Below are 21,784 nucleotides of genomic sequence, written 5' to 3'. Positions count from 1 at the left end.
CGTGGCTTAAGATAAACCTCGATATTTAGCGTAAATAACAGAGTTTATTCGTAGCTAGTCAATCACTTTAGGAATATTAATGGATAAAGAAATTAAAGCCTATCTCGCCGATTCTGAACTATTATTAAACGCCGTAGGTGAAGGTATTTACGGTTTAGATACACAAGGGCGGGCTATTTTTATTAACCCGGCTGCAGAAGCCATGACTGGCTGGTCTTACGCTGAACTATTGGGACAAAATATTCATCAGTTTCATCATCATAGTTATAGCAATGGTGAGCCTTATCCCGCTTGTGAATGTAAAATATTCAATACCGCGCTTGACGGTATTTCTCGACAGGTGAGTGGTGAGGTGTTCTGGCGTAAAGATGGCAGTAACTTCCCTGTTGAGTACACAACACGAGCGGTTTATAAAAATAACCATATTATTGGTGCTGTTGCGGTATTTCGTGATGTGAGTCAGCAACAACAAATTGAGTTGGCACTGCGCCGTGCCTTGGAAAATGTACAATCACTTACTGAGCAGCTTCAGGCTGAAAATACTTATTTGCAGAATGAGTTAGCGCAAGAGTGGTCGTCTGCTGGCTTGGTGGGTAGAAGCCCAATAATCACCAAAATGTTGTCGCAAGTAGAGCTAGTTGCACAAACTGATAGTACCGTACTTATCTTGGGAGAAAATGGCACAGGTAAAGAATTGGTTGCTCGTAATATTCATGCCTTAAGTCAACGTAAAAACTCTACTATGGTAAAAGTTAATTGTGCTGCATTTACCCCCAGCTTACTTGAATCTGAACTATTTGGGCATGAAAAAGGCGCATTTACTGGCGCTACTGAACGACGCAAAGGCCGTTTTGAATTAGCGAATGATGGTACGTTATTTCTTGATGAAATTGGCGAATTATCTATGGAAGCACAAGGCAAGTTACTACGGGTGTTACAAGAGCAAGAGTTTGAACGGGTCGGCGGCAGTGAAACTGTTAAGGTTAATATAAGGATTATCGCGGCCACTAACCGTGATTTATCGGCGATGATTACCCAAGGTACATTTAGAATTGATTTGTTTTATCGGCTTAATGTTTTTCCGATTACTGTTCCACCGCTGCGTGATCGTCAAGAAGATATACCACTGTTATCACAGGCTATTATTAGCACACTGAATAAAACGCTAGGTAAAAACATCAGTGCTATTAGTAACCGTAGCTTAACTCAATTAATGCAATATCAATGGCCTGGTAATATTCGTGAATTGCAAAACGTACTTGAGCGCGAGATAATTCTAACTAAATCGACTATTCTAAATTTTAACTTTAAAACCTCGTCAAAATCACTTAACCCTCCTGTTATTGAAACCTTAGCACAAGTGGAAACACGCTATATATTAAGTGTGTTAAAAGCCTGTAAATGGCGCATTGGCGGTGAAATAGGTGCCGCTAAGCAATTAGGCTTACCTGAAAGTACATTACGCTCTCGCATGAGTAAATTGAAAATTGTACGTCCTAACTAATAATTTTCACTATAAAAATAATATGCTAGGCACGATATATCGCCAAGTCGTGATATGTCGTGCTTTATGGCGGGTTCTGTATAGAGTTGGTAATTATAAATTACATATTAAACAATGAGTTAATTTAATTTTATAACTTGGTTCATATTTTGCTATTAGCAACTATCTTAAGGTTAGTTTTAGCAGTAAACCATGAAGTTTGATTTTAAAGCAGAAGATTTGATCATTAAGCCCTACAAATCTGAATCCTCAGTCTATGTCCGTAAACAAAAAGGTCGTTATCAGCGTATTCGACAATTCACTGGCTTAGCCTTTGTTTTATTATTTATGTTGATGCCTTGGCTTAATTTTCAAGGCAATCAGGCTGTTTTACTGGATATCGGTAAGCAACAGTTTCATATTTTTTCACAAACATTTTTCCCGCAGGACTTTATCATTTTAGCGGGGTTATTGCTGGTTAGTTGCTACTTACTTTTCTTTTTAACCACGTGGCTTGGTCGAATTTGGTGTGGTTATACCTGTCCTCAAACTGTATGGACCTTCAGTTTTATTTGGGTGGAAGAATGGTTGGAGGGTACGCGTAATCAACGTATTAAACGTGATGAACAGCCATTGTCATTAGATACCTTAGCGAGAAAGTCTGCCAAGCACTTTTTTTGGGGATTAATCGCATTTTTTACCGCCACAACATTTATCAGTTACTTTTTACCGGCCCGCGTACTGTATCTTGATTTACTACAATGGCAGTGGGATGGCCTGACAACTTTCTGGGTGCTGTTTTTTGCTGTTTGTACCTACGGTAATGCCGGTTGGTTACGTGAAAAAATGTGTATTTACATGTGCCCGTATTCACGCTTTCAATCAGCTATGTTCGACAAGAATACCCTCGTAGTTGCTTATGATAAATTACGTGGTGAAAGCCGCGGCGCTCGTAAACGTAACCAGCAGCCAAAAGAGCTAGGTTTGGGTGATTGTGTAGACTGTAACCTTTGTGTGGAAGTGTGCCCCGTGGGTATTGATATTCGTAACGGCTTGCAATACGAATGTATTAATTGCGGTGCTTGCATTGATGCCTGTGATCAGACCATGAGCAAGTTTAATTATGCTAAGGGCTTAATTAGTTATACCAGTGAAAATGCACTTCAAGGTAAAAAGGTTAAATTGCTACGGCCGAAAATTATTGGCTATGCTGTTATGTCGTTATTAGCCATGGCGTTTATGATTTTTACTATTCAAGTGCGGGTGCCAATCGAATTTTCTATTTTACGGGATCGTGGCACATTATTTCAGCTCGACTTTCAAGGTAAGGTGACAAATAGTTATTTATTGAAAATTACCAATAAATCAAAAATTGATCGCCAATTTGAGATCACAGTGTTGGAAAAAGTGCTGAGTTTAAGTGTTGACGGTAAGGTGATGATAAAAGCGGGTGAAATTGCCAGCGTGCCGGTACATTTAACGATGACTCCGGAAAACATTAGCCAAAAAATTACGGTAGTGACACTGGCTGTTGCCGTTGATAATATGCCAGATATTAAGGTTGTTAAAGAAACTAAATTCTTTTCAAATTAATTAATTTCGTTAGCTAATGACTAGTGATTGTGAAAAAAGACCTCGACGTGAGGTCTTTTTTAATTAAATCATGCAAAGTACATTACGAAGGAAAAATACGTTAAAATATCATGACTTGGACGATGAGTAGTGAAAATGAATAGAGAACAAAGCATGAGTAAAACGATCAAACAAAGCATATCAAATATTGCCCTCGTGGTTGAAGATTACGATGATGCAATTGCATTCTATAGCAAAAAATTAAACTTTCAGCTTATTGAAGATACTGACTTAGGCGGCGGAAAACGTTGGGTACAAATCTCCCCACCGAATTCAAATGGCACCAACATACTGCTTGCTAAAGCCAGTAACGACGAGCAAAGCCAGTCAGTTGGCAATCAAGCGGGCGGGCGAGTATTTTTATTTCTACAAACCAATGACTTTTGGCGCGACTATCAACAGATGAAAAGCCAAGGTGTCGAGTTTAACGAAGAGCCGCGCGTGGAAGAATATGGCACCGTTGTCGTGTTTAAAGATTTATATGGTACAAAATGGGATTTATTGCAGTTAAATGATGTGACTGGCTAAATTTATAGCTATCAGCCGTCAGTCATGAGTTAATGCAGCTGCTTCGTTAAATTCGATGATATTAAAGTTTCAGTTATTAAGCTTTTTAATTTGTGGACACTATGAAAAATTAAGGCTAAGTAAATCAAAATTATGTAAAGTTGGATGAGGCCATATGGGTGACGGGCATAATTTTATTTTATTTGAACGATGCTGACTTTAAAAGTCACTTTAATACAAACTAAAGCAATATCGTTCCAGTTTGAAGAATATTCAAATAGCTCTGAAGAACAGAGATAAATTTTTTTGATATGTAGCGGCACACTACAGGGGGTTGTTCCGCTTTATATTTCAAAGCATCTCTTGCTAATCACTCGTATTTTTCAGCAATAAAAAAGGCGCTAATCAGCGCCTTGTTTATTTACTTGTTGTACTACTCGTTTTAATCTTCTAATTCCGCTTCGTGTTCACTAAAGTCAGTTATACCTTTTGCTTCCAAAGCCCGACGAACACTCGCGGGTAATTTTTGTGTGTTGTCTTTCGCCAAGTCACTATCATCAGGTAATGGTTGGCCAGTAAAGGCGTGTAAAAACGCTTCACATAACAGCTCACTGTTGGTGGCATGACGCAAGTTATTCACTTGGCGACGTGTACGTTCATCAGTGAGCACTTTTAACACACGTAAAGGGATAGACACGGTGATCTTTTTGACTTGTTCACTTTTCTTCCCGTGTTCGGCGTATGGGTTAATATACTCGCCATTCCACTCTGCCATGAATATTCCTCTATGCTAATTAATTGAGATAAACTTATCCTTGTTAAACCTGTCTGGTAGGCCAGTTTGTGATAAATTTATTCTTACTACTTGATTTTACTGGTTGTGGGGCGTGAGTCAATAACGAATGTGTAGAAGTTTAGAAGTCTAAAGTACTTGACCCAAGAACTTAAACCATTTAGATTGATAGACGTCCAAACATCTATACAGAAAATATTTTTACCGGAGTACACATGAGCGAGAAAAAAATTGCCACTACCGCTGTTCGAGCGGGTATTAATAGCGACCAACACCATGGCGCTGTTATACCAGCTCTTCACCTTTCAAGCACCTATGCACTGAAAGGTTTTAACGACAAGCGTCAGTTTGACTATTCACGCACCGGTAATCCAACTCGCGCTACATTTGCCCAAGCTATTACAGATTTAGAGCAGGGTGCCGTTGGCATTGTGACAAATACCGGCATGTCAGCGGTACATCTTATTTGCCAATTACTTGATACACAAGACACGGTTGTTATTCCGCATGATTGCTATGGCGGAAGTTTTCGATTATTTACCCATCTTGCCAAGCGGGGTCAGTTTACGCTCGTGGTGGTTGATCAAAACGATCAACAAGCCTTGGCCCAAGCTTTAGCAACAAAACCTAAATTAGTCTTAGTTGAATCACCGAGTAATCCATTGTTACGCTTAGTTGATATTGCTGCCATTACCAAACAAGCGCATCAAGTTGGCGCATTAGTGGCGGTTGATAACACCTTTATGTCGCCGGTATTGCAGCAACCCTTGTTATTGGGTGCTGATATTGTTTTTCACTCCACCACCAAATATATTAATGGTCATAGTGACGTGGTGGGCGGTGTGCTAGTCACCAAAGAACAAGCCTTAGGTGATAAACTAGCTTGGTGGGCAAACTGCATTGGTATCACGGGTTCAGCTTTTGATAGTTTTTTAGCTTTACGTGGCTTAAAAACTTTGCCAATACGGATGAAGCAGCATCAAATTAATGCCAATGCTGTGGCAAAATTTTTGCAACAGCATTCGGCTATTCAACAGGTTTATTTTCCGGGTTTAGCTAGCCATCCGCAACATGAATTAGCTAAAAAACAGCAGTATGATTTTGGCGCTATGATGAGTTTTGAGCTTAAAGGTGGCGTTGAAGCGGTTAAAATACTGTTTGATAAACTTGAACTTTTCACCCTAGCGCAATCACTTGGTGGTGTTGAAAGTTTGATCTGTCATCCCTCAACCATGACCCATGCGGGGATGGAAATTGAAGCACAACTTACCGCCGGTATTACCCAGTCATTAGTGCGACTTTCTGTTGGTATTGAAGATATTGACGATATACTGGCCGACCTATCTCAGGCGCTCGATGCCAGCCAAGCTTAAAGCGGTTATCCATAGTTATCAATAATTTAAAGGCGGTATGACAAGGTTGTCATACCTGTGGTAGTAAAATGATCGATTCAAATACAGCGGTAACGCTTAGCTCTGCAAAAAATCACTTGGTAAAAATTGCCTGTAATGTCCATAAATTTGGTGGTAGTAGTTTAGCCACCAGTGCTTGCGTTGAACGTGTGGTGGATATTATTCGTCAACATTGTCAACTCAATGACATTATTGTGGTATCTGCCAATGGCAATACCACAGATGCATTATTTACTCTTTATCAACTCGCGGTTGAGCTTCAGGAAATAACTTTGCTTAACACTGAGCAAGTGAGCAGGAGCCATGACGTAAGCACCTTGCGTGAGAATTTGCTGGTAACTATTACTGCACTTGATGCGACGCAAGCTCAGTTAATTGATGAACTCTTAAATGCCAGTAGTGCCGCCAGACTCAAAAGTTTATTGAAGCAGGATGTTGCACAAATAACAGAAAATTTACTGAGTGATCCCCTTAGTGATCCACTGAGTTATCAAAATGACTTATTGGCTTTTGGTGAGGTTTGGTCAGCGCGATTGTTATCTGCGGTATTGAGTGAAAGTGTGTGTCCAAGTTATATGTTGGATGCTAGAGACTTTCTTTTACTAGAAAATGAAAAAAATTGTGCCGTTGACTATAGCGTGAGCCAAGAAAACTTTTTACCGCTGCAAAAACAAGACCAACTGGTGATCGTTACCGGTTATATTGCGCGTAATCAACAGCAACAAGCCTGCACGTTAGGGCGCAATGGTAGTGATTACTCAGCAACCATAATGGCGGCATTGTCGGGCGCGGGCAATGTAACGCTTTGGACTGACGTTGATGGTATTTATAGTGCTGATCCAAGGCTTGTCCCCTTAGCGAGAAAATTACACCGTTTACCTAACGCGGTTGCCAATGAACTTGGCCGTTTGGGTAACCCAGTATTACATGCCAAAACCTTACAGCCGTTAACCAACCATAATACCCATTTACATGTTGCCAGTAGTTTTGCACCCGAAGTTAGCGGCACTGAAATTGGCAAGTTTGGCCAAATAGCGAAACAAGAACTTTCGGTCACCAGTTTAAACGATTTAATATTAGCGAAATCAACCAGCTTTTTAGCTAAGTCGGGCGAATTAGCGGTAAGTGAATTTTCACCGATTTGCTACAACCTTGACGAAGGTTACCTAGTCGTCACGCAGGCCCAACAAAAAGCGCTCAGTCAATGGTTAGCCAGTCATGACACTGAAGTGACCTTTAGGCCGGTAGCGATTATTGCCATTGTGGGTCATAGTGTCGCGAAACAAGGCGATATGCGTGCTAGATTTAAAAGAGCGCTTAAGCATCAACAAAGCTTACATTTTTTACATGCCTTTAATGAACACAGTTATATTGCGGTTTTACCTGAGCCATGCTCGAGTGAAATACTCAATAATGTTCACGCGGATATGACCAAAGACGCGAAAAACATTGCCCTTGTTGTCGCCGGATTAGGTAATATTGGCCAACGATTTTTAACCATGTTACCCAAGCAAATAGCGCGTGTTTCAGGCTTAGACAATGTGCATTTAGTCGCCTTAGTGGGGGCAAGTAAAGCCTTAATAAATACCGATGGCATAGATGTCGCTAATGCTTTGTTACATTATCAACAACAAGCGCAGCCGTACGACAGTGAGCAACTGTTAACTTGGCTGACTAATCACCCTTATGACGAGTTAATTGTTGTTGATATCACACCCAGCGAAGACTTTAGTCACTTGTATGAAGAATTTTTTGCTCGTGGTATTCATGTTATTGGCGCCAACAAGTGGGCGGCATCTTCAAGTACTGAAAATTATCAGCAATTGCTTAAAACAGCAGAAAAAAATAATAGCTTATGGTTGGGTAATACCACTGTCGGTGCTGGTTTGCCTATTAACTCAAGCATTAAAGAGTTGATGAATAGCGGTGATAAAATAACGGAAATTTCGGGTATATTCTCGGGCACTTTATCTTGGTTATTTCAATTTTACGATGGCACAACGCCATTTTCTGCGCTGTTGTCGAATGCCTTAACGCAAGGGTTGACTGAGCCGGATCCGCGAGAAGATTTATCAGGGCGAGACGTACAGCGTAAATTATTAATTTTAGCACGTGCCGCAGGTTTTGAATTGTCTTTAGCTGATATTGACTGTCAGAATTTAGTGCCAGAGTTATTGCGTGATATTAGCTTAGAGGATTTTCTTCAACGAACGTCTGAGCTTGATGAGTTGTTTTTATTGCGTTTACAGCAAGCACAAGCAAAAGCCTGTGGAATTCGTTATGTTGCTCGCTTTATCAGTGAACATGGTCAAGTGAGTGCGAAAGTTAGCTTGGAAGAATTAAGCCATAACGACGCGTTTTCACAATTAACCCCATGTGATAATGTTTTTCAAATTAAAAGCGAGTGGTATCAAGAAAATGCGCTGATTATTCGTGGCCCAGGTGCTGGACGTGATGTCACTGCCGGTGGTATTCATGCTGATTTAGTCACTATTTGCCAGCAGCTGAATCATCGTCAGCAGCAAGTTAAAATCAAAGGTTTAAATTAAATATTTTTACTAGCAGGAAGTGATGCCAAGGAGGTATAAATAGCGTTAAGCAGGAAGGTTAAGCAGGAAAGTTAAGTAAAGTTTTGGCGCGAGACTTTATGATCAAAGTATCGCGCCAAATTCACCAGGAAATTAATTAACCTGTTTTTTATTAGCCAACAAAACAGTGTATTCTTGTTTTGTTAGCTGTTAATTAGCGAGGTCTTAGAAAGATGTACCTATGCTAAATACTAGGTTTTCGTCACTTTCAGTACCTGATAATTCTTTTGAATTAGCCACAAGCGCAATACCCACGTCAAAACCTGAAACTTCTGTACTGTAACCTGCTTCTAGGTAGTCGCCATCAAAATCGTCACCCCAAGTGCCGTAAGTGGCATAAAAACCTTTATGTTCAACCGTTGCAGATAAGAAATCATAGTCTTGGTTTGCAGCACCTTCAACTTCCCACTCACCGACATTATAAGCAAGTGAAAACATACCGTAGCTTAAGCCTAAGTTTACTTCATTATAAGAAGTATCAAAATCACCCGTATATTGGTAAGTCGTAAAGCCAACGCTATAGCCTACACCACCGTCGAATTCGCCGCCGTAACCGCCATAAACGTCTACTTCTAATCCCTCTTGTACGTCAGCTGCCCAAGTGCCAATATAAAAACCACTGTTTTCATAATCAACACCAGCACTAGCAGAGGCCGTGTCTGTTTGTACTATACCTCGGAAGATATATTGTGATACCGCGCCAACATTGGCACTTAAGCCTTCTATGTCAGTAGCAGATGCTGACGTTGTTGTAAGTGCAGAAGTTGCTAATATCATCGCAATTGATAGAGAGGTCATTGTTTTTTTCATGTTTTAGTCCACTAAGTTTTTATAATTACTAAGGACTTTGCAAAGACAGTGCCTATTTAATTAATTTTTTTATAAAGACTTTATTTTCAGTGGTTTAGTGGTTTTATTGCGGTTTTTCTTGCTTTAGTCAATTGGCCACTTTGTACAGGCTTGGTGCAAAAAAAAGACTAATGTACAAAAAAGGTGCACAGCATTGCTGACAATAACCACCAGTATTGAGCGTAATATGGCGTCATTGGCGTAAATTTTAACTTTAATCTACTGGTTATTATTACTTTTAATATCGATTTTTGTGCGGGTTCTCAGTCGCAAAATTACGGAAATTGAGGTAAAGTAGCGAAAATTTTTTTAAGGTTATCATTATGTCTAATTTTTTAATTGCTCCCTCAGTTTTATCGGCAGACTTTGCTCGTTTGGGTGAAGATGTTGCTAATGTGCTCAGCGCTGGTGCTGATGTAATTCATTTTGATGTAATGGACAATCATTTTGTGCCCAACCTGACTTTTGGTCCAATGATCTGTAAGTCATTACGAGATTACGGTATTACCGCGCCGATTGATGTGCATTTAATGGTAAAACCTGTTGATCGTCTTATTCCTGACTTTGCCAAAGCGGGCGCTGATATTATTACCTTTCATCCCGAAGCGAGCGATCATATTGATAGAACTTTGCAGTTGATTAAAGATCACGGCTGTAAAGCAGGTTTAGTGTTAAACCCAGCAACGCCGCTGCATGTGTTAGATTTTGTCATGGATAAGCTCGACGTTATTTTATTAATGTCAGTGAATCCTGGTTTTGGTGGCCAATCTTTTATTCCTACCACCTTAGATAAGCTACGTTTAGTCCGTGAAAAAATTGCGGCCAGTGGTTACGACATCCGCTTGCAAGTTGACGGTGGTGTTAAAGCTGACAATATTGCTGAAATAGCCGAAGCGGGGGCTGACATGTTTGTTGCGGGCTCAGCCATTTTCTCCAAGCCAGATTACAAAGTCGCGATTGATGAAATGCGTGCAGAACTTGCAAAAGTAAAATAAAAAAATATTGATTAAAACACGATTAAATCACATTACATTAAGAAAAGTTGAAGGATAAAAAATGAGTAAACCTATTGTATTAAGCGGCTGTCAGCCATCGGGCGAGTTAACTATTGGTAATTACCTTGGCGCGTTAAAGCAATGGGTGGACATGCAAGATAGCCACGAATGTTATTACATGCTGGTTGATCAACATGCGATTACGGTGCGTCCTAAACCTGAAGACTTACGTAAAGCGACCTTAGATGGTTTAGCCTTGTATTTAGCTTGTGGTGTTGACCCAGAAAAAAGCACCATTTTTATTCAGTCGCATGTGCCAGAGCACGCGCAATTGAGTTGGGTATTAAATTGCTACACCCAAATGGGTGAGTTAAACCGCATGACACAATACAAAGATAAGTCGGCAAAGTCTGAAGCTAATATGAACTCAGGTTTATTTACTTATCCGGTATTAATGGCGGCAGATATTTTATTGTATGGCGCGAACAAAGTGCCAGTTGGCGATGACCAAAAGCAACATTTAGAATTAGCCCGCGATATAGCGACTCGTTTTAATAATCTACATGGTGAAACCTTTAAAGTACCAGAGCCTTATATTCCAGAATTTGGCGCCCGGGTGATGAGTTTATTAGAGCCCACTAAAAAAATGTCAAAGTCTGATACTAACCCGGGTAATTTTATTGGTTTATTAGAAGATACCAAGAAAATTACTAAGAAAATTAAACGTGCGGTAACTGACTCTGACGAGCAAGCGAATATCTATTTTGACATAGCTGAAAAACCAGGTGTGTCAAACTTGTTGTCACTTTTATCGTGCACAACCGGTAAATCAGTGGCTGAACTTGTGCCTGAATATGAAGATAAAATGTATGGTCATTTAAAAGGTGATGTAGCTGAAGCCGTGGTTGCTTTATTAGCGCCCATTCAAGCGCGTTATCATCAATTTCGTAATGACCAAGCTTATCTAGATGAAGTGATGCGCAAAGGTGCTGAAAAAGCCTCTGCGCGTGCGAGTAAATTGCTTGCTGAGGTTTATCAGGCGGTTGGTTTTATTGCTAAGCCTTAATCTCTGCACTACTCATGCTGACGAGTTATTAAACTAGCGATTAAGTCAGTCACTAAGTAAATCACTAAGTCAGTCACTTAGTAAATCAATAAGTAAGTCACTTAGTAAATCAATAAGTAAGTCATTAAGTCAGACATAAAAAAGCCGTCGTATTTACGACGGCTTTTTAGTTTTTATTTTTCAATTCAGTCTTAAAGCTGTTTAAGTGTTCAGGGCTGAATGACCGCTATTCTTTATTATCTTCAGCGGCCTCTTTCGTTACTTTTTCAAATAACTTAGCACTGTCACTGACAAAGTTTTCAACATCACTGCTCGGTGTAAACAAAAAGGCTGGCGACATTATGGTGGTGTCAAACTGCGGCCGGGGATTAAAGTCGGGTTGTTTACTTAATTGGACGATAAAACTACCGCCAAATAACAACAATACCAAACATAAAGACACGAAACTTCTGCGTTTTAATGTCATATGAAAGCCGACGTAACAGTTGAGCCAAAACAAACAAAAAGCCAATAACAAAGGAATAATGGCGAGTAGCGATAACATTGAAGCGTTGCTTGAGGTATTAAAGTGCACAATGTTTTCAAAAATATCACTGAGCCACATCAAGTTGAAGAAGATATAGCTAATGCCCATTTGGGTCCAAAAACGGCCATCGTGTTTGGTTAAATGCGACACTAAAGCAATACCTGCTGGCCATAAGGCAAAACCTAGCGTTAAGCCAATGGTTGGCACGAGTATTTGCGTTAAGCTAACTTCGTTAACATTGTTTAAATTAATAATCCAACCGCCAATAAAGGCAAATAAGGTCATGCTTAACGCCACTACCATAGGGTGACGCGCTAAGTTAATTAAGCCTTCAAACGGGCTAATTGCTATGCTTTTTGAAACCGGATGGCTGGGAAAGACAAAACGAACTTGGCTTTTTCCAATGGTGATAATGTCACCAGAATGCACTTGGTGTTGAATAACGTTGTCTTTACTGTTTTCAAGATAACTGCCATTCATTGAACCTTGATCATTAACTAGCCAATGTTCACCATTAAAATGCAGTTGCAGGTGATCAGCGCAAACGTGAGGGTCACTAATGATTATATCGTTATCGTAACCGCGGCCAATGGTAATGTTATTTGAGGCAAACTTGTGGCGGCTTAATAATTTGTGGCCATGGCTGATTTCTTCAATGATTATTTCCATGAAACCGACTCCATAAATTTAGCTAGAAAGGCTAATGAGGTTTCTTGTGCAACACCTGAAATCGTAAAATGGCTGAGCAATGCGTATTGTTCGTGATCTACCGAGATGGCAATGTAAAGCACATCGTAAAGTGCGGGGAAGTCTTTATAAGCGCGGGTACAAAATACCGCTTTATTCTTAATATTACTGCTGTTGGGCATAACAATGTCATGGTGGCATTGATATTCAGTGACATCCTCTTTACCGGCTTTATTACCTGGTGCGGCTTGGTTTAACTGGCGTTCAAAAATATGGTAAAACTTAGTGCTACCAATTTTATCTGATTCCATATAGCGGTATTCCATTTCTAACGAACCGGTAAAAAAGTCAGAAGAAATGTAAGTGTTCTCATCTAGGTCACAATTAGCAACAGCCGCCATAATTTGTGCGTCGGTTTTATCTGAGTTGGATTCACCCCAGCAACGTATAAAAGGTACGTCAATGGTTGGAATTAAGCCTTGTCCTAACTGTTTTAGTTGCCAATCACTGTTCAGTATTGTGGTGATTAACTTTTCTTGATTTTGCATAAGTTGTGCAGCCATTTGCTGCTCAATACTTTCTGGTGGCTTATTTTTATAGGCCTGATAAAGCTCAATTAGCTTGTCGTGTGGCACTAAAAAGCCAATTTGATTACCCGAAGTAGCGACATTAATACCAACAACTTCGGTATTTTTGTTAACCACTGGGCCGCCGCTCATACCTGAGTTAACCGAGCCGGTAAAATGAATGCGGTCATTAAATGATTCCTTTTTTAAACCATTATAAGTGCCGGGTACGACTATCATGCCTAAATCATGTGGGTTGCCTAATGAATATAGTTCTTCACCTTTAGTCGGGGCTTGTTGGGCAAGCTGAAAAAAGGGCATTTCAGCCGTGACTTCACGTTGCACTATAGCTAGGTCATTAATGACATCAACGCTTTTTAAGGTTAATGGCGCTTGGTTACCTTGGTTGTCTAAATATTCAATGTTGTATTTATTGGGATGACGGGCAAAACCGGAAATAACATGATAATTAGTGGCAATAAGGCCACTGCTGCTAATTTGAAAACCCGAACCAATGGATGATTTTTCACCACTGGCTTTGTCAATTAAGCGAATTTGATAAAGTGATGGGGCCAGTTGTTTAAAAATTTCTTCGGCCTGCTCAGCTGCGAAACTTAATGTACTAAAGCACATAAGTAGCAGAGCAAAAATAGCTTTCATTGCATATCCTTTTGTATTATTACCTTGGGAACTGTTTGATATTTAGGCAAAGCAGAACTTGTCTGATTACCATTGTGCCAGTGTAATCAAATTTGTCATCTTTTATCCGACAATATGACTATTTTGCTTGATGTAATGCACTAGTTTAAAGGGATAAAAAATCCCATGATGAATAGCCAAGCTAATTTGTGCTATTTGAATACCCGTTTAATGCCTGCAGAAGCTTATGAAACTAATAGCTGCCTATTTAAGCAATAAAAGCGTGAGATTATTGCGTTCGTCACTAGCATTAAATTTGTGATCTTATTGTGTTCAGATAACGTAAATAAAATCGTTATGTTTATTGTTCCAGATTAAGCACAAGTGCCGAAATATTTTTTGGTAAACTGCTCTCAATTACCCTAGCAGGTTATTGTGATGGACAGCTAAATTACCTTGGTGTGTTTTAATCAGCATAAGTGGGTAATAATTTAATGAAAGTGGTACCAGATCAAGGTAAGGTTAAACATTTATTTAATATCTTGTTGTCTGCTACTAGTTTTAGTATGATTAAATGATAATTGTTATCATTTAGATGTAGGCTACTATGACCTTATACGAATTGCCCCTTAATCAGCCAGCTCATATCAGTTATTTACCGGCAGACTTTGCATTAAGTGCGCAGTTAATTGAACAGGGCTTCGCATTGAAAAGTGAAATATCACTAGCCCATAAAGCGCCTTTTAATGGGCCGCTTGCCTTTCATTTGCATGGTACAAAAATGTGCCTGCCAGCTAATATTGCCAAGCAAATTAATATTGAGTTATTAACCAAATGATCGAACAAAATATTGCACTGGTCGGTTTTGCTAATTCAGGAAAAAGCACGCTTTTTAATGCGTTGGCGGAGGCAAAACAGAAAACAGGTAACTGGACAGGTGTCACAGTTGCCGCCAAGCAGCAGCAATGTCAGCTAAATAACAAACTGACATTACTTTCTGATTTACCTGGCATTAGCTCGTTAGCGCAGCGAAGTCAGCAAAGTAAAGATCTGTCGGTTACTCATGATTTTATTAAGCAAAACCCCATTGATTGTTTAATTAATGTGATTGATGCCACACAACTTAAGCGCCAGTTGTATTTAACTACACAACTGCTTGAGCTTGGTTTACCTATGATAGTGGTGCTAAATAAATCAGATCGTAAAGAAGCTGCCAATATAGATTTGCAAAAACTGTCTGCTCAGTTAGGTTGCCCAGTAGTTACTGAAAATAGTGTTGGAAAAGATGCGGGCAAAAAAATTACCGCCGCATTACAACATATTCCTAGCCCGCGGGTCGCTGGGCACTTATTGACCCTACCCGAAGCATTAGCTGATTACTCAGGCATGCCACTTGAACTAGAGCGCCAAGCTTGCGGCAAAACATCTGGCTGCCAATCAACCGATAAAAAGGCTATGGCGGTGATGCAAGCAAGGTATGACTTTATTCATCAACTGGTTGCTGACGTGGTTACGGCCCCCAGTAATAATGCTCAATTTAGTGACAAGTTAGACCGTTGGATGTTGCATCCGGTTTTAGGTGTGCCGATTTTTTTAGTAATGATGTACTTGCTATTCATGTTTGCGATTAATGTTGGCGGTGCTTTTATTGATTTTTTTGATATTTTAGCTGGCGCAATATTTGTTGATTATCCACAACACTTTTTAAGCGCTTTTAACTTACCCGCTTGGCTAAGTACTATTATAAGTGGTGTTGGTTTAGGTATTCAAACCGTGGCAACATTTATTCCGATTATCGCCAGTTTGTTTATTGGTTTATCACTGCTAGAAAGCAGTGGTTATTTAGCTCGAGCTGCATTTGTGGTAGATGCCGCGATGCAAAAAATTGGTTTGCCGGGTAAAGCCTTTGTGCCATTAATTGTTGGTTTTGGTTGTACCGTGCCAGCGGTAATGGCAGCGCGTATTTTGGATAACGAAAGAGAAAGAATCACCACCATAATGATGTCGCCATTTATGTCTTGCGGTGCTAGATTACCTGTTTACGCCTTATTTGCGGCGGCTTTCTTTCCAGAATCAGGACAAAATTTAGTATTCTTGTTGTACCTTATTGGCATTGCTGCCGCGGTATTGACTGGACTGATGTTAAAGAAAACTATTTTAATGGGTAAAAACTCTATTAATATTATGGAATTACCTTTGTATGAATGGCCAAAGCTGTCATATTTGTTTAAACGGGTTTGGCAACGTACACGCTCCTTTATTTTTGGCGCGGGTAAAACCATCATAGTGGTGGTCTGTGTTTTAAACTTCTTTAATTCTTTAGGCACAGACGGTGAATTTGGTCATCATGACACGCAAGACTCTTTGCTAAGCAAAAGTGCGCAGGTGCTGACACCCTTGCTTGCGCCAATGGGGGTTAAAGAAGATAACTGGCAAGCCAGTGTCGGTATTATTACTGGGCTGTTTGCAAAAGAGGCGTTAGTTGCTACTTTTAATAGTTTATATTCACCGGTTTCACAAGCGCCAACAGCACCCGATCCCATGCCGGTATTATGGCAGCAAGCGCTAGCGAGTATTAGCGATAATTTACAAGGCATAGCAGCAGACGATCCCTTAGGTACTGATATTGGTGATGTGTCTAGCGTAGAAGTGGCCGCACAAGCACAAGGCGTTGAACAAAGTACCATTACCATTATGCAAGCCGCTTTTGCCGGTAAAATTGGCGCATTTTGTTATTTACTTTTTATTTTACTTTATACACCATGCGCGGCGGCAATGGGGGCAATTAAAAATGAAGTGGGTACACGTTGGGCAATGTTTGCTGCATTATGGAGTTTTACGTTAGCCTACTTATCGGCAGCAGGATGTTACCAACTTGCGGTGTTTTCATCACAACCTGTTCACTCGTTCATCAGTATTATGGTGATCATGGCAATATTTTTTAGCATATATTACGGTTTAAAACGAGCAGGTAAAAACATTCTGACCATACCTACGTTGGTTTCTTATCGTTAACACTCAGGCCTTTAATTATCGTTAAGTCATCAATTCGACTGATATAGCACCTGATAACGCTATCTTTGAACAACACAGCGTTATTTATCTTGTCGAACATTACTAAACAGCTTAGGCTATATTGAATCTTAGTTGTAAAAAGCAGTATTGAAAATATGGATAACATACAAGCAAAGCGTTATTTACTGAATAAAACTGAAACTATTGAATATACTCCATTTGGTCCTGATGTGAGTGTTTTTAAAGTAAAGCATAAAATGTTTGCGACATTATCGCTAGGTAAAGGTAATGAAAAAGGCACTAATGGTAAAATGGCAGGGCATTATTGCATCAACTTAAAATGTGACCCTGACGAAGCCGTTATGCTACGTGATGTTTTTGATGCGGTTATACCAGGCTACCATATGAACAAAACGCAATGGAATACGGTCATTTTAGATGGTTCAATTCCACAAGGTGAAGTTGAACGCATGATTGATAATTCCTATATGCTAGTAGTAAACAAGATGCCCAAGCAAGACCAGCAGTCGCTTCTAATGCCTTTATAAAATTAACATTAGCGCTAAAAAAGCACCAAACTGATGAATGGTGCTTGCTAACCTGAGCTATTAAACTGATGGCCTTAAATTTAGCCAAGACTAATGCTATTAGTCTTGAATCTAAACCCAAACTCAAACTCAAACCCAAAACCAAAACCCAAAATAGCTAACGCCATAGTATTGAGCTTACAGACCTTGTCTGCAATAACTGCTCCCCATTGCATTTACATACGATTTGCTGAATCGTTAACCTGACACTCACCTTATTTTTAACAATATCATCAATTCAACCTTGTAATCATGATGCTTTTTGTATTCTTGAGTGTCTCCACCACACAATTAATTTATGCCACCTAAATACTGTTATTTTAAATAAAGCTCAATACTTATGCTGTATTTGTTGCTAAATTAACCTTAGGATAAGATAAAATAACAGGCTGATAGTGTTGAATCTAAAATACCCTTTGGTATCTTTTATAACCTTACTCATTATTTTGGGGCTTGGGATCTTGTCTTTTAATCTACAAGGTTTTTGGCATCAGAAAAAATACTCAGTGATTATTGCGGTTTCTAAAACCCCCTTGTCTACACCTTTTTATATTGCTAAAGCGATAAATGCTTTTGATGACACCTGCGTTAGGGTTAAATATGAGCAGGTAATAGGAGGCAAAGCCGCATTTGATAAGGTGATGAGTGGTGAGGTTGATTTTGGCACAAGTTCTGATTCGGTGATTGCTTTTCAAAGCTTGACTACGCCATCATTTGTCAGCCACGCCATGTTTGTCCAATCTGATAATGATGTGAAATTAATTACGCATTCTGCCGATAACATAAAATCAGCCTTGGATCTAAAAGGTAAAAAAGTGGGTGTTACCCAAGGTACTGCCAGTGAATACCTCTTAAGTACCCTGTTAGCTATTGAAGGCTTAACTATGGCTAATGTGAAGTTATATTATGATAAACCGCCACAATTGCTACAAGCTTTTAGTCGTGATGAGGTTGACGCTATTGTGTCTTGGGAGCCCTTCGTTTTTCAATTGTTGCAAGCACTTGATAAAAAAATAAAAATTCATGATACCAAAAGTTTAAGTACATTGAGCTTTAACTTAATTTCTCAAACCGCAGACAGTCAACGAGTAGAAAAAGCAAAATGTGTTATTCAAGGACTACAAACTGCCATCCATTACATTGCTTCACATCCGCAAGCCGCTAAACAAATAGTGATAGAAGAGCTAAATTTAGATCCCGCATTTATTGACTGGGTGTGGCCTGATTATATTTTTAAGCTCGGATTGAATCAATCATTGATATTAAACATTAAATCTCAAGCACTATGGGCAGTGGAAACACAAATGAGAGTATCTAAGAGTTTACCTAACTCATTGCGCTTTGTTGATAGTAGGGCATTGCTACAGGTCGATCCTGGAGCCGTAGATATACCTCGTTAGATATTCCCTGGTAAATAAGGATTCTTATGAAGATAAGCTTACAGCAACATATTTATTTTTTTACCCTGAGTACTGGTTTATTATTCACCGTACTTGTGGGGAGTGTTTTATGGTCTACTCAAGTAGTCGAAGTTGCTTTAGAACGTGAAAATTATGCCAATAAAGTTGAAAATCATACTAACATTTTAAAGCAATTGCTTATCAATGAAGACATTTATGCCAGCGATTACAACACCGATAATTGGCTGGTTTTAGACCGTAAATTTAATGACTTACTTAGACGTAATCCTAGCTTGACACCTGAACAACAAACCATCCAAAACAGTATTGAAAGCCAGAATAAGAATGTACAAAGGTTATTTAATACCATCAATAAAAATCAACTAAAAAATGCCGATGAGAGAATTAAAAAGCATTTAAAAACCAGGTTAATCACGCAATTAGAAGCTATTCGATCTGACACAATACAGCTGTCCAGCATAGTTCAAAAAGATATTGCAAACGTTATTAAGCAACAGATCATATTTATTCTATCTATACTCGCACTTAGCCTTTTTATTCTAGTTTATGGTGCGGTTAAATTAGTTAAAATTTTTAGCACATCACTCAATGAAGTCAAAACAGCCTTTGAAAAAAATCGCAGTGGTAACTTTCAAAAAATACAACTTTCTAATCAATCAGAAGAGTTTAATGGTATCGCTAATGCCTTTAATAACATGAATAAAGAATTGAGTGAAACGACGATTTCTTTAGAGTCAATGACCAAAATTGTTGCAGAAAGAACTCAAGTATTAGAGCAACTATCTAATACCGACCCTTTAACTAAAGTGGCCAATCGTCGGGCACTATTTGAACGAGGCAATGATGAGTTTTCTCGTGTACAAAGAAGCAAAAACCCATTGGCTGTTATTTTGTTAGATTGTGATTTATTTAAAAATATCAACGATCAGTTTGGTCATTTATTCGGTGACGAAGTTTTGAAAAACATTTGCAAAGTTTGCACTGAAGAAATACGCAGTATTGATTTTTTTGCTCGTTATGGCGGCGAAGAATTTATCATTATTTTACCCGATAGTGGTGTTAATGCAGCGGTAGAAACAGCCCATCGTATTCAACACGCTTTAGCTGATCATGGCATAGCATACGAAGGTAAAAATGTTTTTGTGACCGTCAGTATCGGTATTAGTACTGTTAATGATCAACATATTGATTTCGAAAACTTAATAAAAGATGCGGATTTAGCTATGTATCAAGCGAAGGAAAACGGCCGCAATAGAATTGAAGTGTTTGGCGATAATATCGTTTATGAATGGTAATATCAGTAATGGTTATTATCTCAATATGTACGTAGTAAGTTAGGCTATTTTCATTCTTTGAAACATAGCGTTCAAACCACAATATTCAAGTTAGCTTTTGCGCAAGTGATAGAGCTTACTGTTCTACAATAACATTCTAAAAAAGCGTGCTAAAAATTATTGAAAAGCAGTTGTTTATTAGTTTTTATGAGTTAGGTTTATTGTATCGAGATACAATGATGTAATGCTTAACACTAGTCTCAACGCCTTGATAAAATTGTTATTAACTTATTTAAGCCCTTGCCTTTATTCGTTATTTTCCATGCCATGAATAAGTCTTGAGGTGGACGTTCTTCAGCTAATTTGAGCACAATGAGCTCGCCTGACTCAATGTGATCTTGGATCAGGTCTTTGGGTAAATAGCCAATACCGATGCCGGCAATAATAGCGGCAGTTTTGATGGTAATAGAGCTGACAAAAAAATGTTGGCTGCCTGCAATCATATTGACTGACCATGGAATTTGATGCTGTGCTGAGTCATGAACAACGACATTTCTATAGCCTGATAACTGTTCTAATTTAATTGGCTGCTTAATAAGTGATAACTCATGTGCTTTATTGACCACTAACACACTGTTTAACTCCGCTATTTTTATTGCTCGGATACCTTTTTGATTAGGCACAGGTGCAGGGGCGCCAATCACCAAATCGACTCGGTCGTCAATTAACGCTTCCCACGTGCCGTTCATGACCTGTTCTTGCACATCAATCTCAATACTGTGATGTGCAGCTAAAAACTCTTCTATGCCATTAAAAATAGTTTTTATATCCATAATTGAATCACAAGCAAGACGAATTTTTGGCTCCCAGCCATTAGCAATGGTTTGCGTTTGCTCTGATAAGGTATTGATCGCAGTCAAGACTTTACGCCCCTCAGACAATAAATGCTTACCTGCTGGCGTAAGAACAGCACGACGACCTTGGCGCTGAAATAGTGTGACATTTAACTTTTCTTCAAGCTTCTGCACAATATAAGAAAGCGCTGAAGGCACTTTATTTAATTGCTCTGCGGCCGCCGCATAACTGCCACGAGTTTCAATGGCATCTAATACAAGTAATGCTTCCAGGCTTATAGGTGGTGTCTTCATGTTGTTTAATCCAAACACTTAATTGTTCAAATTATTTGAACATAACAAACAAATACTAGGGGTTATTCAACAGCAATTCAACTTATACAATAGCTATACACTCAATTAACAACACTTAAGGGCATTTAGCATGGCAATTACCAACATCATTAAGAACATCACTAAAACTGAACAATCTTTATCACAGTTACCACTACGACTAATCGCAGGGCTTATTTTTAGCGCTCACGGTGCGCAAAAATTATTTGCTTGGTTTGGTGGTTATGGCTTAGACGGTACAGGCCAGTGGATGGAATCGATAGGGCTTACGCCAGGATTTTTAATGGCATTGCTGGCTGGTAGTGCTGAATTTTTTGGTGGTTTATTACTCATCGTTGGTTTTCTCACTAGACCGACAAGTTTTGTTTTAGCCGTTACTATGATAGTTGCCATTTTTAGTGTCCATATAACGAGTGGCTTTTTTATCAGTAATAATGGCTATGAGTTTGCTTTAGCGCTATTAGCTATAACTCTCGCCTTATTTATTCAAGGTGGCGGTAAATACTCAATAGATAACACAGCTTATCGCCAGTTAAACAAGAATGCTTAACTGGCGC

General features: G+C 39.2%; 18 protein-coding genes. 13 read left to right on the top strand and 5 right to left on the bottom strand.

What is annotated here, in order from left to right; all coding sequences use genetic code 11:
* Positions 1–79 precede the first annotated feature (79 nt).
* From H4J59_RS10640 to H4J59_RS10630, 3 genes are all read left to right on the top strand, one after another.
* The gene (locus H4J59_RS10640; RefSeq protein WP_182239216.1) at positions 80–1,504 is read left to right on the top strand and encodes a sigma-54-dependent Fis family transcriptional regulator; all 1,425 of its coding nucleotides are present in this window, start codon (positions 80–82) and stop codon (positions 1,502–1,504) included.
* A gap of 192 nt (positions 1,505–1,696) precedes the next feature.
* Complete coding sequence (gene ccoG, locus H4J59_RS10635) at positions 1,697–3,076, top strand: cytochrome c oxidase accessory protein CcoG (protein WP_182239214.1); 1,380 nt, start codon at positions 1,697–1,699, stop codon at positions 3,074–3,076.
* A gap of 153 nt (positions 3,077–3,229) precedes the next feature.
* Positions 3,230–3,643: a VOC family protein gene (locus H4J59_RS10630; RefSeq protein ID WP_182239369.1), complete on the top strand. Its 414-nt coding sequence runs from the start codon at positions 3,230–3,232 to the stop codon at positions 3,641–3,643.
* Between the two features lie 421 nt (positions 3,644–4,064).
* Here H4J59_RS10630 and metJ read toward each other — a convergent pair whose 3' ends face one another.
* Positions 4,065–4,397, bottom strand: coding sequence for a met regulon transcriptional regulator MetJ (metJ, locus tag H4J59_RS10625; RefSeq protein ID WP_182186199.1), 333 nt, complete (start codon positions 4,395–4,397; stop codon positions 4,065–4,067).
* A gap of 233 nt (positions 4,398–4,630) precedes the next feature.
* Between metJ and metB the strand changes: the two genes are divergently transcribed.
* Entirely contained in the window at positions 4,631–5,788 is a 1,158-nt protein-coding gene (gene metB / locus H4J59_RS10620) for a cystathionine gamma-synthase (protein WP_182239212.1), read from the top strand.
* A 68-nt stretch (positions 5,789–5,856) separates the two neighbouring features.
* Complete coding sequence (metL, locus tag H4J59_RS10615; protein WP_182239210.1) at positions 5,857–8,376, top strand: bifunctional aspartate kinase/homoserine dehydrogenase II; 2,520 nt, start codon at positions 5,857–5,859, stop codon at positions 8,374–8,376.
* 204 nt (positions 8,377–8,580) lie between these two features.
* Here metL and H4J59_RS10610 read toward each other — a convergent pair whose 3' ends face one another.
* A complete protein-coding gene (locus H4J59_RS10610; protein WP_259369484.1) occupies positions 8,581–9,225 on the bottom strand; it encodes a TorF family putative porin in 645 nt (214 codons plus the stop codon).
* Between the two features lie 362 nt (positions 9,226–9,587).
* Between H4J59_RS10610 and rpe the strand changes: the two genes are divergently transcribed.
* Both rpe and trpS read left to right on the top strand, forming a co-directional pair.
* A complete protein-coding gene (gene rpe / locus H4J59_RS10605) occupies positions 9,588–10,259 on the top strand; it encodes a ribulose-phosphate 3-epimerase (RefSeq protein WP_182137327.1) in 672 nt (223 codons plus the stop codon).
* A 61-nt stretch (positions 10,260–10,320) separates the two neighbouring features.
* A complete protein-coding gene (trpS, locus tag H4J59_RS10600; RefSeq protein ID WP_182233750.1) occupies positions 10,321–11,325 on the top strand; it encodes a tryptophan--tRNA ligase in 1,005 nt (334 codons plus the stop codon).
* Between the two features lie 226 nt (positions 11,326–11,551).
* Here the strand turns inward: trpS and H4J59_RS10595 are convergent, their stop codons facing one another.
* Together H4J59_RS10595 and H4J59_RS10590 are read right to left on the bottom strand one after the other, a co-directional pair.
* Entirely contained in the window at positions 11,552–12,520 is a 969-nt protein-coding gene (locus tag H4J59_RS10595; RefSeq protein ID WP_182239208.1) for an FHA domain-containing protein, read from the bottom strand.
* A complete protein-coding gene (locus H4J59_RS10590; RefSeq protein ID WP_182239206.1) occupies positions 12,511–13,764 on the bottom strand; it encodes a serine protease in 1,254 nt (417 codons plus the stop codon). Before H4J59_RS10590 ends, H4J59_RS10595 begins: the two co-directional genes overlap by 10 nt.
* Positions 13,765–14,350: 586 nt before the next feature.
* Between H4J59_RS10590 and H4J59_RS10585 the strand changes: the two genes are divergently transcribed.
* The 5 genes from H4J59_RS10585 to H4J59_RS10565 all read left to right on the top strand — a co-directional run bounded on the left by H4J59_RS10585 (position 14,351) and on the right by H4J59_RS10565 (position 20,061).
* On the top strand, positions 14,351–14,581 hold the full coding sequence (locus tag H4J59_RS10585) for a FeoA family protein (protein WP_182239204.1): 231 nt from the start codon (positions 14,351–14,353) through the stop codon (positions 14,579–14,581).
* Positions 14,578–16,758, top strand: coding sequence for a ferrous iron transport protein B (feoB, locus tag H4J59_RS10580; protein WP_182239202.1), 2,181 nt, complete (start codon positions 14,578–14,580; stop codon positions 16,756–16,758). Before H4J59_RS10585 ends, feoB begins: the two co-directional genes overlap by 4 nt.
* Positions 16,759–16,913: 155 nt before the next feature.
* The gene (locus H4J59_RS10575) at positions 16,914–17,306 is read left to right on the top strand and encodes an MmcQ/YjbR family DNA-binding protein (RefSeq protein ID WP_182137333.1); all 393 of its coding nucleotides are present in this window, start codon (positions 16,914–16,916) and stop codon (positions 17,304–17,306) included.
* Between the two features lie 500 nt (positions 17,307–17,806).
* Entirely contained in the window at positions 17,807–18,745 is a 939-nt protein-coding gene (locus H4J59_RS10570) for an ABC transporter substrate-binding protein (RefSeq protein ID WP_259369483.1), read from the top strand.
* Between the two features lie 26 nt (positions 18,746–18,771).
* Complete coding sequence (locus H4J59_RS10565; RefSeq protein ID WP_182239200.1) at positions 18,772–20,061, top strand: GGDEF domain-containing protein; 1,290 nt, start codon at positions 18,772–18,774, stop codon at positions 20,059–20,061.
* Between the two features lie 239 nt (positions 20,062–20,300).
* On the opposite strand, the gene H4J59_RS10560 is transcribed toward H4J59_RS10565, so the two are convergent.
* On the bottom strand, positions 20,301–21,188 hold the full coding sequence (locus H4J59_RS10560) for a LysR substrate-binding domain-containing protein (protein WP_182239198.1): 888 nt from the start codon (positions 21,186–21,188) through the stop codon (positions 20,301–20,303).
* 130 nt (positions 21,189–21,318) lie between these two features.
* Here H4J59_RS10560 and H4J59_RS10555 point away from each other — a divergent pair, with 130 nt between their 5' ends.
* Entirely contained in the window at positions 21,319–21,777 is a 459-nt protein-coding gene (locus tag H4J59_RS10555) for a DoxX family protein (protein WP_182239196.1), read from the top strand.
* Positions 21,778–21,784 lie beyond the last annotated feature (7 nt).

This window comes from Colwellia sp. MB02u-10 (assembly GCF_014077185.1).
Classification (GTDB): domain Bacteria; phylum Pseudomonadota; class Gammaproteobacteria; order Enterobacterales; family Alteromonadaceae; genus Cognaticolwellia.
Note: the sequence above shows the minus strand (reverse complement) of the source record. Positions and strands in the feature narration are given on the sequence as shown.